The sequence below is a fragment of the Propionicicella superfundia DSM 22317 genome (assembly GCF_000423465.1).
Lineage (GTDB): Bacteria > Actinomycetota > Actinomycetes > Propionibacteriales > Propionibacteriaceae > Propionicicella > Propionicicella superfundia.
Genome location: NZ_KE384023.1, coordinates 20972 through 35926, shown reverse-complemented (window position 1 = coordinate 35926; position 14955 = coordinate 20972). Strand labels below are relative to the sequence as shown.

Below are 14955 nucleotides of genomic sequence, written 5' to 3'. Positions count from 1 at the left end.
AAGGTACTCGGCATGGACGTCCCCGCCAGCGATCCCCTCAGCGCCGGGCTGCCGGACGACGTCTTCGTGACCGACGGCCTGCTCACCAAGCGCGTGATGCGGGCCTACGCCCTCGCGATGCTCGCCCCGGCGGCCGGCGAGCGGCTCTGGGACCTCGGTGCCGGCACCGGCTCGATCGGCATCGAATGGTGCCGGCTGCACGCCGCCAACCGTGCCGTCGCGGTGGAGCGCAACCCTGGACGGGCTGAGCGCATCGCGCTCAACGCCGCGAATCTCGGCGTCGCGGACCGGCTCGACGTCGTCGTCGCGGACGTCCCCGCCGCCATCGACACGCTCCCTCCGGCCGACGCGATCTTCGTCGGCGGGGGGCTGACGGCGGACCTGCTCGGGCGCTGCTGGTCCGCCCTCCCCGCCGGCGGGCGTCTCGCGTGCCACAGCGTCACCGCCGACTCCGACGCGATCCTGCTCGGCGCGTACCGGGAATGGGGCGGCGAGCTCAGCCGGATCGGGGTGGAGGCCGCCGAACCGATCGGCCGCTTCGTCGGGTTCAAGCCGTTGCGCACGGTGACGGCGTGGTCGGTGACCAGGCCCGTACCGGCCAGCGTGGAGGGTTGATGTTGGTAGTCCAACATCAACCCTCCACGCTACGGGTTTGAGAGGATGCCGAGCGTGGCAGGAATCCTCGTGGCGGGCACGTCCTCCGACGCCGGCAAGTCGCTGATCGTCGCGGGACTGTGCCGGGCGTGGGCGCGGCAGGGCGTCGACGTGGCGCCGTTCAAGGCGCAGAACATGAGCAACAACTCGATGGTCTGTCCCGACGGCTCCGAGATCGGCCGCGCGCAGTACCTGCAGGCGGTCGCGGCCGGGGTCGAGCCGTCCTCGCTGCTGAACCCGGTGCTGCTCAAGCCGGGCACCGACCGACGCGCATTCATCGTGCTGCGCGGCCGGCCGGGCGGCACGCTGGAGGCCGGGGAGTACGTCGGCGGGCGCACGGCCCTCGCCGAGGCCGCCTTCGCCGCGTACCACGAGCTGAGCGAACGTCACGAGGTGATCGTGGTCGAGGGCGCCGGCTCCCCGGCCGAGATCAACCTGCGTGCCGGGGACTACGTGAACTTCGGGCTGGCCAGGCGCTTCGGACTGCCGGTCGTGCTCGTCGGCGACATCGACCGAGGCGGGGTGCTGGCGTCCGTCTTCGGGCACTGGGCCATCGTCGACGAGGCGGACCGCGCAACTCTCGCGGGGTACCTGATCAACAAGTTCCGCGGCGACCAGGCCGTCCTGGAGCCGGGGCTGACCGAGCTCACGGCGCGCACCGGCCTGCGCTGCTTCGGGGTGATGCCCTGGCTCGACCGGGTCTGGCTGGACAGCGAGGACGCCCTCGCGTTCGCGACGTGGCCACGGCTGCCCGGGCGCGCCGGGACCCTGCGTGTGGCGGCGATCCGGTTCCCCCGGATCTCCAACGCCACCGACCTGGACGCGCTTGCCGCCGAGCCGGGGCTGGACGTGTTCGCCACGGCGAGCCCGGGTGACGTCGAGAGCGCCGACCTCGTGGTGCTGCCGGGCAGCCGCAGCACGCTCGCCGACCTGGAGTGGCTGCGCCGGCTCGGCCTCGCCGACGCCCTCGCGGCCCGGGCGCGGGCGGGCAGGCCCATCCTGGGCATCTGCGGCGGGTACCAGATGCTCACCGACGCGATCGACGATCCGATCGAGTCCTCCCGCGGCACCGAGCCGGGGCTCGGTCTGCTCCCGGCCCGGGTCCGTTTCGGGCCGCAGAAGGTGCTCGGCAGACCCTCGGGCACGTGGCGCGGCCTGCCCGTGGCCGGCTACGAGATCCATCACGGGGTCGTCGAGGCCACCGGCGGGGAGCCCTTCCTCGACGGGGTGCGCCAGGGAGCCACGTGGGGCACGATCTGGCACGGCGCGTTCGAGAACGACGACTTCCGGCGAGCCTGGCTGACGGAGGTGGCGGCGAGCGTCGGGTCGTCCTGGGAGCCGGTCCCCGGACAGCCGGGGTTCGCCGCGAGGCGCGAGCGGATGCTGGACTCGCTTGCCGACGCCCTGACAGACCACGTCGACACCGCCGCGCTGCTGGACCTCGCACGGGGCTGAGGAGTTCCGGGCGACGCCGCGCCGACCTGCGTCAGGGCGGGTCGATCAGTCCGCTGCGGATGGCTCGCACCAGCCGGCGCGGAACGAGATGGACGACGCCCTGGACGCGGATCGGCACCAGGTCGGTGGGCGTCGCCTTCCAGTTCGACCGGCGATGCCGCGTGTTGCTGCGCGATGTCCGCCGCTTCGGAACCGCCATCACGGCCGTCCTCTCATCAGGTCGCGGACGGGCCCGAGCCACGGCTCCAGTCCGTCCGCGCAGACCTCCCAGTAAGGTCCGCGCTCGGCGAGCTCGTCGTCGGTCAGCAGGCAGGAGCGGAACGCCGCGGTGAGCTCGTCGCGACCGTCGTCCATGCCGATCACGACGATCCGGGTCAGCGGGCCGGTGCCGTCCCAGTCCTCGCCGGGCCCGATGCTGACCATGCCCCCGGCTCCGTCCCACTGGCAGATCTGGTCGGGGCGGCTGGGCAGCCAGAAGCATCCACGGGAGCGCCGCGGCCCGCGGCCGAGCGTCGCGATCCGCTCCTGCAGGCGATCGGGGTGGAAGGGACGATCGGACGAGAAGTCGAGCACCCACGCGGCCTCGCCCGAGGGCGCCGGAAGAGGGCCGCGCCGGACCACCTGGACCCAGTCCTCGCTGTGCTCGTGGTGATGGAGGTCGAGCAGGTCGCGCGCCGCGACAGCCGTGATCGTGTCCACGACGCGCGTGTCCGGGCGGGCGATCACCTCGATCAGTTCCCGGTCCTCCGTGCCGAGCCCCTCTGCGATGACGAGGTCGGCGTACTCGACCATCGCCGACGTGGTCTCGCCCACACCGCGCCCGTCGTCCATCCGGACGGGGAGCCCGCGCTCGACGAGAAGATCCTCACCCAGCAGGTCCTCACGGACCGTCTCCCCGTCCAGCGCGACGAGCACGGCTGCGATCCGCGCGTGGGGCGCCGCCTGCGGATCGCGGCCGAGCACCCGGCACACCTGGGTCGCCTCGGCGGTCACCGGAAGGTGGGCGACGATCGCTCCCCATCGCCCGGTCGCGGCGAGTCGCTCCAGGGTGGGCACGATGTCCTCGCGGATCGAGCAGTCCACGCAGGCGTGCGCGACGCCGATCTCGACCCGCTCGCGCAGCCCGCCGGCGTCCGAGATCGTGCGGACGAGCGACTCCTGCTCCGGGTGGATCTCATGACGCACGACGACCGCCGAGGGCAGGTCCCACTGCATCCCGACGGTGACGGCGGCCATCGGCTCCGCGGCGACGCCGCTGACGAGGACGACCGGCACTCGCGGGTCCTCCCGGCCCGCTCCGGGCTCCTTCATCCCTGCCTCGCCTTCATGCGGGGGTTGCGCTTGTTGATGACGTACACCCGTCCCCTCCGGCGGACGATCTGCGCGCCGGGCTGTCGTTTCAGGGCCCGCAGGGAGTTCCGTACCTTCATCGCTTGCCTTCTCTCGTCGTGCCGTAGCGGCGGTTGTAGCGCTCCACGCGTCCCTCGGTGTCGACGATCCGTTCGCGCCCGCTCCAGAACGGGTGGGACGCGCTGGAGATGTCCACGTCGATCAGCGGGTACGTGGCGCCTTCGAACTCGATCGTCACGGCGGAGTCGAGTGTGGAGCCGGTCCGGAAGACCAGCCCCGCCGAGCGGTCGCGGAAGACCACCTGGCGGTACTCGGGGTGGATGTTCCTCTTCATGTCACCTGCTATCGTTATTGATAATGACTCTCAATATACATGAGGAGGATCGTGGCCCGCACATGCCAGGTGACCGGCAGCCGTCCCGGCTTCGGTAACAATGTCTCGCACTCGCATCGGCGCACCCGTCGCCGGTTCGACGTCAACGTGCAGCGCAAGCGCTATTGGGTTCCCAGCCTCGGCCGCCACGTCACCCTGACGCTCAGCACACGGGGCATCAGAACGATCGACCGGCGCGGCATCGACGCGGTCGTCGCCGACCTGCGCCGGACGGGGGTGCGACTGTAATGGCCGCGAAGAGCAAGGACCTGCGCCCGGTGATCAAGCTGCGCTCCAGCGCCGGCACCGGCTACACCTATGTCACGAGGAAGAACCGCCGCAACAGCCCCGAGCGGCTCGTCCTGCGGAAGTACGACCCTGTGGTGCGCCGGCACCTCGACTTCACCGAGTCGCGCTGACATGGCCAAGACGTCCAAGATCGTCGCGAACGAACGGCGTCGGCGCACGGTGGCCCGGTACGCCGCCCGCCGGGCCGCGCTGAAGGAACAGGCCCGCCGGGCACCCACACCCGAACAGCGCAGCGTCGCTCGGGCGGCGTTGGCCCGTCTCCCCCGCGATGCCAGCCCGACACGGATCCGCAACCGCGACGCGGTCGACGGACGGCCGCGCGGCTTCCTGCGCGTGGCCGGCGTGTCACGGATCCGCTTCCGCGAACTCGCCCACGCCGGCTACCTGCCGGGCATCCGGAAGGCGTCCTGACGGCGGACGCCTCGGGTGGGTTTGTCAGCCGGCCGCCGCGTGACGGCCCGCCAGGTACCCGAAGACGGCCGCCGGGCCGAGGGTCGACCCGGGCCCGGGATACGTGCGTCCCATCACCGAGGCCGAGTTGTTGCCGGCGGTGTAGAGCCCCTCGATCACCGAACCGTCCTCGCGCAGCACACGCGCATGCTCGTCGGACAGCAGGCCGCCCTTGGTGCCGAGGTCGCCGGGCACGATCTTCACCGCAGTGAAGGGTCCCTTCTCGATCGGCCCGAGGTTGGGGTTGGGGCGTACCAGCGGATCGCCGTAGTACCGGTCGTACGCCGAGTTCCCGCGGCCGAAGTCCTGGTCGACGCCGGATCGGCAGAAGCCGTTGAACCTGCCCACGGTCGCCTGGAGGCCCGCCGCGTCGACGCCGATGCGCGAGGCGAGGGCGGGCAGCGTCGGCTCCTTCACCATGATCCCCGCCTCCGTCATCGCCTTCACCGCGCGCGGATCCAGCGCGTACGAGCGCAGATACCGGCGCGCGTGGCGGACGTCTGTGATCATCCAGGACTGACCCGGCACGGTCTCGGCGTGCTCGCGCATGTGGTGCCCGAGGTCCACGTACGACTCCGACTCGTTGGCGAACCGGGCTCCGGCCGCGTCCACGATGATCGAGTACGGCATGGACCGCTCGCTGACGAGGAAGGCCGCGCTGCCGTCCTTGGTGGCCGGCGGGATCGACCCGCCCCACCACGCGTCGTCCATGAGGTCGACCGCGGCGCCGATGCGCATGGCGACCTCGATGGCGGTGCCGAGATTGCCGCGCGAGCCCGACGAGTCGGAGCCGTCCACACCCTGATAGCGCTCACGCCACTCGGCATTGTGATCGAAGCCGCCGCCGGCGAGGACGACCCCGCGCGTCGCGCGGACGTCGACGCTCGCGCCTGCCTGCGACGTGCGGACGCCGGTGACACGGCCGTCGGCGACGAGCAGGTCCTCGACCGGGGAGGACAGGCGGACCTCGACCCCGAGCCGCAGCGCGACGTCCAGCAGCGCGGCCGTCACCGCGGCGCCCATGCCCACGCTCCGCCGGCGCCGCAGCAGCGTGCCGAGCGTCCGGCCCACGACCTGCGCGCCACGGACGAGACCTCCCGGCGTGGACCAGGCACGGGACAGCAGCCAGAAGTCGTCGGTCTTCACCGGGGCGGGCACGCCGTCCTGGCCGCGGGCCGTGTCCCACCAGCCGTCGATCCTGTGCACGTCGAAGGGCGCGACCTCGATCGCGCGGCCGATCTTGCCGCCCGGCAGCTCCGGATAGTAGTCCGGGTAGTCGGGCGCTCGGACGAACGTCACGCCGTGCCGCTCGGCGAGCGCGACGAAGCCGGCGACGTTGTCGACGAAGGCCTCCTTGCGGGCGTGGGACGTCGCGGGTCCGGCATCGCCGACGGTCGCCTCGAGGTAGGCGAGGGCGTCCTCGCGAGAGTCGCCGGCCCCGGCCCGTTGCATGAGCGGATTGTTCGGCAGCCACAGGCCGTCGCCCGACATGGCGCTGCTCCCGCCCCAGCGGTCCGTGCTCTCCAGCATCAGCACCCGCAGTCCGGCATCAGCCGCGGCGAGCGCCGCGGCGAACGCCGCTACTCCCGTGCCCGCGACGATCAGGTCGTACGTCTGGTCCTCGTGTTCGGTCATGGCGTCCCCTCCGTCGGCGAAACCGGACAGCCTTGTCCGGTTCTGGCTGTCCAGCATGCCTTCGAACACCCGCTCTCGCAAGAGGTGGCGGCGTGGAGTCGTCGGCACGGCCGCGCGCCCCAGCCCGTCACGTCGAGCCGAGCGGCCGCCCGCGAACGGCCACGACACTCCCTGCGGGTAGCCTTGAGGGCCAGAAGGAAGGAGAGGACCATGACTGACTCCGTGATCCCGCGTGGCTGGCGGTACGCCGACCACATCGTGTACCACACGCCCGACTCGCTCGACGACCTGCACGGGCCGACGTCAGGCGTGATCCGCGTGCGTCCGCACATCAGGACAGCGCCGGAACCGACCTACGACTTCGACTCCCCCGGCGGGCTGTGGGCGGGGTACAGCGCGATCGTCCGCGACGGGTACCCGGACGAGCACGCCGCGTTCCTGGATCGGGCGACGCTGCTACGGCTGTGGCCCGACCTGAACCTGCCGAAACGGTGCCGCGAGGCGTGGACGGCGAAATTCGCCGAACTGCGCGTCCTCCCGGTGCGTGCCCTGGTCGTGTAGCCCACATGAAAGGGCTCGGACGCCCGGTAGCCTTGAAAGTCAGGAAGGCGAGGACCATGACTGACTCCGTGATCCCGCGTGGCTGGCGGTACGCCGACCACATCGTGTACCACACGCCCGACTCGCTCGACGACCTGCACGGGCCGACGTCAGGCGTGATCCGCGTGCGTCCGCACATCAAGACAGCGCCGGAACCGACCTACAACCTCGACTCCCCCAACGGGCTGTGGACGGCCTACAGCGCGATCGTCCGCGACGGGTACCCGGACGAGCACGCCGCGTTCCTGGATCGGGCGACGCTGCTACGGCTGTGGCCCGACCTGAACCTGCCGAAACGGTGCCGCGAGGCGTGGACGGCGAAATTCGCCGAACTGCGCGTCCTCCCGGTGCGCGCACTGGTCGTCTAGCTCATGAAGGAGATCCACGAGCGTCTTGCCCGAATCGGGCTGCGCGAGGCCGAGGAGTACGGATTCGTCCTGGCCGGTGGATATGCCATCTCCGCGAACGGCATGGGTGATCGGCCGTCGATGGACGTCGACCTGTTCACCGACCGGTTCGAGCCCGACCGGTTCGCCGAGGCCGCCCAGCGCGTGCGGGCGGCACTCGGCGAGGCGGGATTCGACGTCGAGGACAAGACCGTCGGACGGACGTTCGTGGACATGCACGTCGTCGATCGCGCGACCGGGGAGTCCAGCGACATCCAGCTCGGCGCGAATTACCGGGAGTTCCCACCCGCACGGATCGAGATCGGCCCCGTCCTGGATGTGCGCGACGCCGTGGCCGGCAAGATGAGCGCGCTGTGGTCGCGCGGTGAGGTCCGCGACTTCATCGACATCGACACGGTGGTGACGTCGGGCAGGTTCACGCGCGCCGAGGTGCTCGCGATCGGGGACCAGCAGGAAGCTCTGCCGATGGATCGCAGGATGCTCACCCAGCGGTTCGAGATGCTGAGGGACCCGAGGTACGCAGCCAAGTACCACCCAATCGAGTTCGCAAAGTACGGCGTCGGCGAGACTGCGCGGGTCGCGATCGTCGAGCGGTTCACACAGTGGGCCACCGAGATCGACCCTGCCCGCGCGGCCGAGGGCACATCGGCCGAGGCGACCCGGGAACGAACCGGCACCGAACCCACCGGCGGGCACGCCGGCCTGCCCACGGCACGCGCCGCGTTCCCCGACAAGGCCCGCGGCGCCGTTGGCGCGCCCCGCTCTCCGCACGCCGGGCCGACAGCGGCCCACCGGCCACCGGAGTACGACCGGGGGCACGGAACGGAACGGTGACGATCTTCATCGACCTGACGAGACCGGCACTCCCGTAGACGTCGGTCGAGTTCGCCGCCTGGCGTCGCGACGCCGCCGGGCGCGAGCTCACCCCTGCGACGCGGACGGCCCCCGGCGGCTGTCGTCGCGCGGCGAGACCCGCGATCGAGGGTTGGTCCCACCGGCGGGTGCGCTGGCCGAGCTTCCGGACGCCAGGCTCGCCCGACACAGGTGCGTTCACGAACCCACAGAGTCCCGGGCGTCCTCGAACAGCCCCGCAGGTGGTGGCGCGTACGGCAGCGGCTCGGTGACGCGGGATTGGTTCTGGTCGCCCTCGACGCCCGCGAACGGCCCGTCGGGATCCAGCAGGACGGACATGTGGTAGTCGGCATGGTCTCGCCACCACACGCTCATTCCCGTCGCAGGATCCAGGCGGAGGGATTCCCACGCGCGCCACAGCGCTTCGAGACGGGCCACCGCCTCGTCGTAGCGCCACCACTCCGCCGCCCAGCACCGCCGCCTACCGTCGACGCGCCGACGGTAGGCATGGCGGAGGAACTCACGGACGAACTCGTCGACGCTGCCGTAGTAGAGCATCGGAGCGGCCTCGTGCAGCTCGTCCTCACCCCAGTCGTTCATGAGGCCCTGCCCTCGTGAGGGTTCCCGAGGACGGCCTCCTCGGATCCCGCGGCCGTCTCGACGGCCACCAGCTCGGTCTGCGCCTCACGAATCGTGTGCTCGGCGTGCGGGTCGTGGGCGGCGATCGACGCCGCGACCTCGGCCGCCTGCGGCCCGGACATCCACGGCTCGGTCCGAACAAGGGTCGGGCGGGACCCCGAGGCCAGGACGACGGCGCGGCCTTTTGGCAGGGAGGCCAGCTCCGAGACGTCCAGGATCCGTTCACGGTGGAGCTGTGCCGACACGGAGCGGTGGCCGCGGCCGGACGATGTCGACGACGTCATCCGGTCGTAGTCGCCGATCACCTTCGACAGCGTCTCCAGGAACCCGTCGTCGTTCACGCCACCGCCGTACACCCTGATGTTCGCCGCGGACCACAGCTTCCGCATGCCGTGTTCGCCCCACACCTCGACGCCCTGGGACCAGCCCTGCAGGATCGTCATGAGGACGATCCCGCGGCTGCCGTAGTGCGAGTACAGGTTCGGCAGCTCGGCCCAGCGGCACACGTTCGCGGCCTCGTCGAGCACACCCAGCAGCGGCGTCGCGAGCCGCCCGCCCGCCGACCGGGAGGCGAGTTCCTCCGCGGCCTCCACGACGGCGACCGTCAATGCGGTGACGAGAGGGCCCGCCGTGCCCTGGCCCTCCTTCGACAGGCTGTACAGGGTGCCGCCGGAGAGCACGAAGTCGTCCGGCCGGAACTGGGGGCGTGGGTCGGGGCCGTCGCCGTGCGGCGTGACCCAGCGCGCGATCTGCCGGTTCGTAAGGCAGGACGCGTACCGCCGGGCGGTGCTGTAGACCGACCCGCGCTCGCGATCGGGCAGGGACGCGAAGCCGACCATCTGGTCGGCGGTGAGGTGGATCCCGTGGTCGCGCACGATGTCGGCGGGCTCTTCGTTCGTCGGCTTCGTGAGCCAGGTGTACGCGGCGGTGATGGGCCGGCCGTCGAGCGCGGCGGCCAGCAGCATTCCGGCCAGGAGATCTCTGCCCGAGTCCTCGAAGTGAGGGTCGGACGAGCGCGCGCCGGGCCGGGCCGACGCCGCCACGAAGTGCTCGGCAAGGTGTTGCGCCTTGACCTCGTCGGTGACGTAGCTCAGCGGGTTCCACCACCAGCCGGGTTCTTCGAGGGCGATCCGTTGCGGGTCGAACACCCACACGGGGCCGCTCTTGGCCCGCACGTCCCGGGTGGCGTCGGCGACGTCGCGCTTGTTCGACGTCACCAGGACGGCGCCGGGTGCGCCCAGGATCGCCGGCACCGCGCGGGAGGTCGTCTTCCCTGTCCGCGGCCCCCAGATGTCGATGTGCATGTCCTCCCACGAGCCCCACAGTCGCTCGCCGGTGGCGACGCTGCGGCCGATCGGCACGCCGGGTGTCGCCGCGACGCCGAGGCGCCGGGCCTTTTCCTGCGCGGTCCGGAGGGTGAGGTCGTCGATGTCGCGACCGCGGCCCATGTACGAGGCCGCCCGATCGACCCGGCTGCGGCCTCGTCGGCGCTGGGGCCTGGCGCGCACGGCCACTGCCGCGGCGACCGTGAGGACGACCGCGATCGCGGCTGCGACGGCCGTCGACCAGGACGTCCAGGCGACCTTTCCCTGGGCCAGGTGGATCAGCAGCACGAACGGATCGTCACGGACCGGATCCAGGCCGGCGAGTGCGTTCCCGGCCTGGACGGACACCCAGACGAGGCCGACCGTCGCCAGCGCGACGCACAGGAGACCCACCAGCAGCCACGACTCGCGACGGGCGAGCCGGCCGGGCTCGGGCCGGCGGTTGTTGGCGGTCACCGCTCCGCCTCGTGCCAGCGGTGGGACGTGTCGTGGATGCCCGCCTCCGTCGCCGTCAGCTCCACCTGGAGGGGGATCCCGGCGCGGCCGCCGACCTTGACCAGGAACTTGCCCATGCCCGGCGGCGGGGTGTCCCTGTCGGATTTCCATCCGGGCGGGGTGGCCCACGACGCGAGCAGGGTCTCCTCCCTGCGCGACATGGGCACGACCTGGGTCAGCATCGGCATCTCGTGGGCCGGGAGCCCGCCGCAGATCACCATTCCGGCACGTTCGATGAATCCGCGGGCCTTCATGCGGTCCTCCTCGGTGGCCAGGGAGGCCAGGTCCGCCATGGTGTGGGTGATGAAGATCGTGCCCGTCCCGATGGTCCTGTTCAGCCGGGTGAGCGCGTCGGTGCGATCGACCATGGCCGGGCCGGAGCGCAGCGCCTGCCACAACTCGTCCATCACGGTCAGGTAGTGACGCCGCGGCTCCAGGCCGACGTCGGCCAGGGTGTGCGCGACGTTCACGGTGGCGAAGCCGTTGCTCCAGCAGGCCAGCAGCGCCGCGGCCCGCTGGTCCTGCTCGCCTTCGGGCAGACCGGAGATGTCGTAGACGACCGGGCGGTCGCGCCGCATCGGCTCGCTGGTCGGGCGGGAGAACATGTCGCCCAGCCGCCCGCCGCGGACGAGCGACAGCAGCGCCGCCTCGAGGGCCTCGGTGATCTCGTCGTACCGCTGCCTCGACCCGCGGTCGACCGCCACCTCGCGCACCCGGTCGGGCGCGTCGCGGATCACCTGCAGCAGATCCGTCAGCACCGGCACTCCCGGGTGGCGGGCGTCGAGCACGTACAGGGCCTGGCCGAGGATCGACTCCTCGATCGCGGACACGGGTGCTTTGCGCAGAATCGCGATCAGGGCCGAGACGATGACCCGGCGCCGGCTGTGGGCGTCCGCCTCGACCTGCGCCGCCTCCGTGGGATGCCCGGCGTCGCGCAGCAGGGCTGCGGCGCCGGAGGATTCGCCGGGGTCGAGAACGTTGAGGCTTCCCCTGCCCGGGCCGAGTTCGATGACCTGGCCCTCAATCGCGCGGATCGCGTCCACGTAGTCGGGCTTGGTATCGCCCAGCACCATCGGGACCACCCCGTATCCGGCCAGGCCGACGACCATGCGCCGGGACACCGTGGACTTTCCCAGCCCGGGCAGGCCGAGGATGAAGAGGGACGGGTTGGCGATGAGCCGGGCGTCGCGGAACCAACTGATCGGGTCGGCGCACACCGTGGCGCCGGTGTCGAGGTGACGGCCGAGGGGGACGCCGGCGCGGGGGGTGCCGGCGCCGACGACCCACGGCCACAGTCCGCACACCTGGACGGTCGTGCCGCGCGCCAGGACGGGGCCGTCGAGGACTTTCGACTGGCCGCCGCCGCGGCCCCACCATCCCCGTGCGGGAGGCCGGTGTCCGCCGGCGCGCTCGGGCGGTCGGGGCTTCGTGCGGCCGGTCACAGCGCCTCCCGGAGCCTCGTCGCCGGCGAGGCGTGGAGGTGCGGCAGGATGCCCAGCGGGAGGGTCGTGACGAAGGCCACGTCCTGGGCTCCGTAGGCGGGGCGCAGGGTCAGTCGCGCCGCGGCCGACAGGGTGTCCATGGTGGCGTGCAGTTCGTCGAGGTCGTCGCCGGCGAGGACGGTCGCCGTCACGACCACTCCGAAGTCGACCAGTCCCGCACCTGCGGCCTCCTCCTCGGCCGTGCGCGTCGCCTGCTGGAGAGCGCGAGTGGCCCGGGCAGACGGGCGGCGGGCCGAGTTGACCGTCCACTCCGCGGTTCTCTTGTCGGCCTCGACCCGCGCGGCGGCATGCCCGGCGTCCATCGGCCGGTACAGGATCGTGACCCGTTTGCGTGCGATGTCGCCGCGCGGCGCCAGGAGCCGCGCCAGGATCGACGACGGCACGTTGTCTCGCGGCGGGGCGGACATCACCCAGGACGTCGACACGGCGCCGTCGTGGCGGTAGGAGTCCCACGAGGCCTGGGCAGCGGCCGGTCCCACGTCGGGCCACGACAGCCGCGGCGGGCCACCGCCCTCCTGGCGGGCCCGGTCGAACAGGATCTCGGCGGCCGGGTCGTAGGCGGTTCGCACGTGCTCGCAGAGGTCGGCGCTCGTCACGGGGCGCACGCTGCGCACGCCGGTCTCCTCCAGCGTCGACGACAGGCCCGGCAGCCGTGCGGCCAGGTCTCTGCCCATCTCGGTCGCGTCGCGATCCCGGGACGCGCGGGCGCCGCGGAACGTCAGCGCGACGTGGGCCCGGACGGTGCTCGCCCCGGCGGGGTAGGAGTCGAGGATGTCGGCCAGCATGGCCCGCGCGAACGCGGGGGCTGACGGCGATGTCGCGGCATTCACTTCCTGGCGCAGCCGGATCCCGCTGTCGGGGGCGGTCTCGATCGTCACCGCCACGCCGATCAACTGCGGCTCGTCGGACAGCATCGCCAGCCATCCCCCGTAGGAGGCGACCCAGGCGTCGATCGTCTCCTGGTCGACCAGCGACCCGCCGTCCGGATCTCCGGTGAACACCACGGTGTAGGTCGACTGCGACGGGGAGTGGATGAGCGCGAACTGACGGCCGTAGCTGTCGGTGTGCTCGGTCAGCGTCAGTGCCGCGGCAAGCCCCGGCAGTTGGGTACTCCCCCACGGCGTCCGCGAGAGCGGGCCCGACCGGTACAGGTCCGCGCCCGCTGCCCGGGCGCGCAGCCAACCCACGCGGGTCACCAGGCGGTCGATGACGGACCGGCCGTGCCGGTCCCGGCGCAGCGCCAGCCCGAGCACTGCCCCGACCACGACCGCCACCACGCCGCCGCCGAGCAGGCCGAAGCGGGCCAGCGCCACGATCATGCAGATCGCGCCGAACAGCAGCATGATCGTCCCCACGGTTCCCAGGGCGCCGAGGCCGGGTGAGCGCGTGATCCGCCAGTTCCCGTACGTCCGCCGCGTCACGGGCGTGCTCATGACGTCTCTCCGGTTGTGTCCTCGACGGCGCCCTTGGCGATCTTCGCGACGGCCTGTGCCCCGCCGACCACCTTTCGGCCCACGGCCACCGCCGCGCCGACCGGGCCCGCGGCCGCGGCAGCGCCCGAAGCCGCGGCCCCGCCTGCCGTCGATGCGCCGGCGGACGCCGCGGCGCCCGCCGGTCCTGCAGCACCGGCCGCTCCGGCGGATCCAGTCGGAGCGGATCTGCCCGTGGCGCCGTCGGAGCCGCGCGGCGACGACGAGGCCGACCGGGCGGACGGGCGCTCGGTGCTGGCCGCGCCGGTCGGCAACTCCAACAGCGCGGCCGTGGCGGCGCCGCCGGCAGTCGAGGCCACCGCCGGAACGGTGAACCTCATCAGTGCCGGCAGGGCGACGAGCGCCAACAGCATCAGCACCAGGCCGGCGGACACCGAGACGATCGCGTTGTCGCCCGACCAGCCGCTGCCGACCAGCTTCAACGCCGCGGCGTACACGATGGCGGCCGCCGGCTTGTACAGGATGAACGCCGCGAGCCAGCCCACGGACTTCGTCCACCATGCCTGTCCGAGCTTGGTGTTGGCGGCTGCGGCCGCCGCCGGCAAGGTCGCCGCGAGGATGACGAGCATCGCGCCGCGCAGCAGCATCAGGCCGATCTGCGCGAGCGAGGCGAGCATCGCGACGAGGCTCAGCACGATCAGCAGCAGGGGCCCCAGGCCACTGGCCGCGGGCGTCGCCAGGAGCACCACCTTGCCCATGCCGCCGGCGAAGCACCCCTTCGACGCGTCGGAGATGTCGCATTCCAGCGCGCCGTTGAGGATCCAGAGGGAGAACGCGTCGGCGGCTTCGGTCAGCAGCGCGACGATCGCGATCCCGGCCCCCGACACGACGATCAGCCTCACCAGCGACTTCGCGAGGTCGACCAGGGGTTGAACGCGCTGGGTCCACAGCATCGTCGCCGCAGCGACGATGACCGAGATCGCCACGAGCATGAGCATGTAGGGCCAGATCCCGGCCTGCAGGTAGCCCACCGTCTCGGACGCGCACCACTTCTTCTCGCAGGCCGGTTCCGATCCCACAAGGGCCGACCCGATCCCGGACGCCCCGGAGATGAGAGCGACCGCGCCGACGACGACGCCGGCCCGTCCCAGCCGCGCATCACGCCCATGCCGGTGCGCAATCACCATCCGGGCGCCGAGCACCATCACCGACCCGATCGCGATCGCGAGGCCGATCCACGTCACCCAGGACAGCACCGTCGACAGCGGGTCCGTACCCGGCGCCGGGGACGTCGGCCCGGACGACCCCGTCCCTCCGGTCAGCGTCGGTGTCGGCACCTCCACCCAGGCGGCGCCCAAGCCTCCGAGCGCCTTCGACAGCGTCGACAGCACCGCGGACGTCGCCGACTCGGTGGCCTTCGCGAAGGCCTCCGCCAGGCCCTCGCTGAGATGGCACCCCATGTTCGTCACGTCACACACG

Annotated in this window: 18 protein-coding genes; 8 read left to right on the top strand and 10 right to left on the bottom strand. The window is 72.0% G+C overall.

What is annotated here, in order from left to right; genetic code table 11:
• Nucleotides 1–12 precede the first annotated feature (12 nt).
• Nucleotides 13–615 (top strand): precorrin-6Y C5,15-methyltransferase (decarboxylating) subunit CbiT, encoded by a 603-nt coding sequence (cbiT, locus tag G555_RS20680; RefSeq protein WP_051209459.1) that lies wholly within the window; start codon nt 13–15, stop codon nt 613–615.
• A gap of 45 nt (nt 616–660) precedes the next feature.
• A complete protein-coding gene (locus G555_RS0115875; RefSeq protein WP_211223292.1) occupies nt 661–2109 on the top strand; it encodes a cobyric acid synthase in 1449 nt (482 codons plus the stop codon).
• A 31-nt stretch (nt 2110–2140) separates the two neighbouring features.
• Here G555_RS0115875 and rpmF read toward each other — a convergent pair whose 3' ends face one another.
• The 4 genes from rpmF to G555_RS0115855 are packed head-to-tail and all read right to left on the bottom strand — an operon-like array spanning nt 2141 to nt 3793.
• The gene (rpmF, locus tag G555_RS0115870; RefSeq protein WP_028709608.1) at nt 2141–2308 is read right to left on the bottom strand and encodes a 50S ribosomal protein L32; all 168 of its coding nucleotides are present in this window, start codon (nt 2306–2308) and stop codon (nt 2141–2143) included.
• On the bottom strand, nt 2308–3420 hold the full coding sequence (locus tag G555_RS0115865; RefSeq protein WP_028709607.1) for a CobW family GTP-binding protein: 1113 nt from the start codon (nt 3418–3420) through the stop codon (nt 2308–2310). Before G555_RS0115865 ends, rpmF begins: the two co-directional genes overlap by 1 nt.
• Complete coding sequence (ykgO, locus tag G555_RS0115860; RefSeq protein ID WP_028709606.1) at nt 3417–3539, bottom strand: type B 50S ribosomal protein L36; 123 nt, start codon at nt 3537–3539, stop codon at nt 3417–3419. Before ykgO ends, G555_RS0115865 begins: the two co-directional genes overlap by 4 nt.
• Nucleotides 3536–3793: a type B 50S ribosomal protein L31 gene (locus G555_RS0115855; RefSeq protein WP_028709605.1), complete on the bottom strand. Its 258-nt coding sequence runs from the start codon at nt 3791–3793 to the stop codon at nt 3536–3538. The genes ykgO and G555_RS0115855 overlap by 4 nt, the downstream gene beginning before the upstream one ends.
• A gap of 51 nt (nt 3794–3844) precedes the next feature.
• On the opposite strand from G555_RS0115855, the gene rpmB reads away from it, so the two are divergent.
• Genes rpmB through rpsN form a run of 3 tightly spaced genes read left to right on the top strand, consistent with a single transcriptional unit; the run spans nt 3845 to nt 4552 of the window.
• Complete coding sequence (gene rpmB, locus G555_RS0115850) at nt 3845–4081, top strand: 50S ribosomal protein L28 (RefSeq protein WP_028709604.1); 237 nt, start codon at nt 3845–3847, stop codon at nt 4079–4081.
• The gene (gene rpmG, locus G555_RS0115845; RefSeq protein WP_028709603.1) at nt 4081–4251 is read left to right on the top strand and encodes a 50S ribosomal protein L33; all 171 of its coding nucleotides are present in this window, start codon (nt 4081–4083) and stop codon (nt 4249–4251) included. Before rpmB ends, rpmG begins: the two co-directional genes overlap by 1 nt.
• A gap of 1 nt (nt 4252) precedes the next feature.
• Nucleotides 4253–4552: a 30S ribosomal protein S14 gene (rpsN, locus tag G555_RS0115840; RefSeq protein ID WP_028709602.1), complete on the top strand. Its 300-nt coding sequence runs from the start codon at nt 4253–4255 to the stop codon at nt 4550–4552.
• A gap of 24 nt (nt 4553–4576) precedes the next feature.
• Here the strand turns inward: rpsN and G555_RS0115835 are convergent, their stop codons facing one another.
• The gene (locus tag G555_RS0115835; RefSeq protein ID WP_028709601.1) at nt 4577–6226 is read right to left on the bottom strand and encodes an FAD-binding protein; all 1650 of its coding nucleotides are present in this window, start codon (nt 6224–6226) and stop codon (nt 4577–4579) included.
• Between the two features lie 210 nt (nt 6227–6436).
• Here G555_RS0115835 and G555_RS0115830 point away from each other — a divergent pair, with 210 nt between their 5' ends.
• From G555_RS0115830 to G555_RS20675, 3 genes are read left to right on the top strand one after another with little or no spacing between them, the layout of a single operon-like run.
• A complete protein-coding gene (locus tag G555_RS0115830) occupies nt 6437–6787 on the top strand; it encodes a hypothetical protein (protein WP_028709600.1) in 351 nt (116 codons plus the stop codon).
• 56 nt (nt 6788–6843) lie between these two features.
• Nucleotides 6844–7194, top strand: coding sequence for a hypothetical protein (locus G555_RS0115825; protein WP_028709599.1), 351 nt, complete (start codon nt 6844–6846; stop codon nt 7192–7194).
• Nucleotides 7195–7197: 3 nt separating this feature from the next.
• A complete protein-coding gene (locus G555_RS20675) occupies nt 7198–8067 on the top strand; it encodes a nucleotidyl transferase AbiEii/AbiGii toxin family protein (RefSeq protein ID WP_051209457.1) in 870 nt (289 codons plus the stop codon).
• 216 nt (nt 8068–8283) lie between these two features.
• On the opposite strand, the gene G555_RS20670 is transcribed toward G555_RS20675, so the two are convergent.
• From G555_RS20670 to G555_RS20655, 5 genes are read right to left on the bottom strand one after another with little or no spacing between them, the layout of a single operon-like run.
• Complete coding sequence (locus G555_RS20670; RefSeq protein WP_036923512.1) at nt 8284–8685, bottom strand: DUF4913 domain-containing protein; 402 nt, start codon at nt 8683–8685, stop codon at nt 8284–8286.
• Complete coding sequence (locus tag G555_RS20665) at nt 8682–10505, bottom strand: type IV secretory system conjugative DNA transfer family protein (protein WP_051209456.1); 1824 nt, start codon at nt 10503–10505, stop codon at nt 8682–8684. Before G555_RS20665 ends, G555_RS20670 begins: the two co-directional genes overlap by 4 nt.
• Entirely contained in the window at nt 10502–11986 is a 1485-nt protein-coding gene (locus G555_RS22930; RefSeq protein WP_051209455.1) for an ATP/GTP-binding protein, read from the bottom strand. The genes G555_RS20665 and G555_RS22930 overlap by 4 nt, the downstream gene beginning before the upstream one ends.
• The gene (locus tag G555_RS0115800) at nt 11983–13479 is read right to left on the bottom strand and encodes an SCO6880 family protein (RefSeq protein ID WP_028709598.1); all 1497 of its coding nucleotides are present in this window, start codon (nt 13477–13479) and stop codon (nt 11983–11985) included. The genes G555_RS22930 and G555_RS0115800 overlap by 4 nt, the downstream gene beginning before the upstream one ends.
• The gene (locus tag G555_RS20655; RefSeq protein ID WP_156887617.1) at nt 13476–14954 is read right to left on the bottom strand and encodes a TrbL/VirB6 family protein; all 1479 of its coding nucleotides are present in this window, start codon (nt 14952–14954) and stop codon (nt 13476–13478) included. Before G555_RS20655 ends, G555_RS0115800 begins: the two co-directional genes overlap by 4 nt.
• Between the last annotated feature and the right edge of the window lies 1 nt (nt 14955).

Bases quoted from the DNA above. Each gene is read 5' to 3' on its own strand.
- ykgO (WP_028709606.1), bottom strand. From the start codon at position 3,539: ATGAAGGTACGGAACTCCCTGCGGGCCCTGAAACGACAGCCCGGCGCG.
- G555_RS20670 (WP_036923512.1), bottom strand. From the start codon at position 8,685: ATGAACGACTGGGGTGAGGACGAGCTGCACGAGGCCGCTCCGATGCTC.
- G555_RS20675 (WP_051209457.1), top strand. From the start codon at position 7,198: ATGAAGGAGATCCACGAGCGTCTTGCCCGAATCGGGCTGCGCGAGGCC.
- G555_RS0115825 (WP_028709599.1), top strand. From the start codon at position 6,844: ATGACTGACTCCGTGATCCCGCGTGGCTGGCGGTACGCCGACCACATC.
- G555_RS0115800 (WP_028709598.1), bottom strand. From the start codon at position 13,479: ATGAGCACGCCCGTGACGCGGCGGACGTACGGGAACTGGCGGATCACG.
- rpmG (WP_028709603.1), top strand. From the start codon at position 4,081: ATGGCCGCGAAGAGCAAGGACCTGCGCCCGGTGATCAAGCTGCGCTCC.
- rpmF (WP_028709608.1), bottom strand. From the start codon at position 2,308: ATGGCGGTTCCGAAGCGGCGGACATCGCGCAGCAACACGCGGCATCGC.
- G555_RS0115835 (WP_028709601.1), bottom strand. From the start codon at position 6,226: ATGACCGAACACGAGGACCAGACGTACGACCTGATCGTCGCGGGCACG.
- cbiT (WP_051209459.1), top strand. From the start codon at position 13: ATGGACGTCCCCGCCAGCGATCCCCTCAGCGCCGGGCTGCCGGACGAC.
- G555_RS0115855 (WP_028709605.1), bottom strand. From the start codon at position 3,793: ATGAAGAGGAACATCCACCCCGAGTACCGCCAGGTGGTCTTCCGCGAC.
- rpsN (WP_028709602.1), top strand. From the start codon at position 4,253: ATGGCCAAGACGTCCAAGATCGTCGCGAACGAACGGCGTCGGCGCACG.
- G555_RS0115875 (WP_211223292.1), top strand. From the start codon at position 661: ATGCCGAGCGTGGCAGGAATCCTCGTGGCGGGCACGTCCTCCGACGCC.
- G555_RS0115865 (WP_028709607.1), bottom strand. From the start codon at position 3,420: ATGAAGGAGCCCGGAGCGGGCCGGGAGGACCCGCGAGTGCCGGTCGTC.
- G555_RS0115830 (WP_028709600.1), top strand. From the start codon at position 6,437: ATGACTGACTCCGTGATCCCGCGTGGCTGGCGGTACGCCGACCACATC.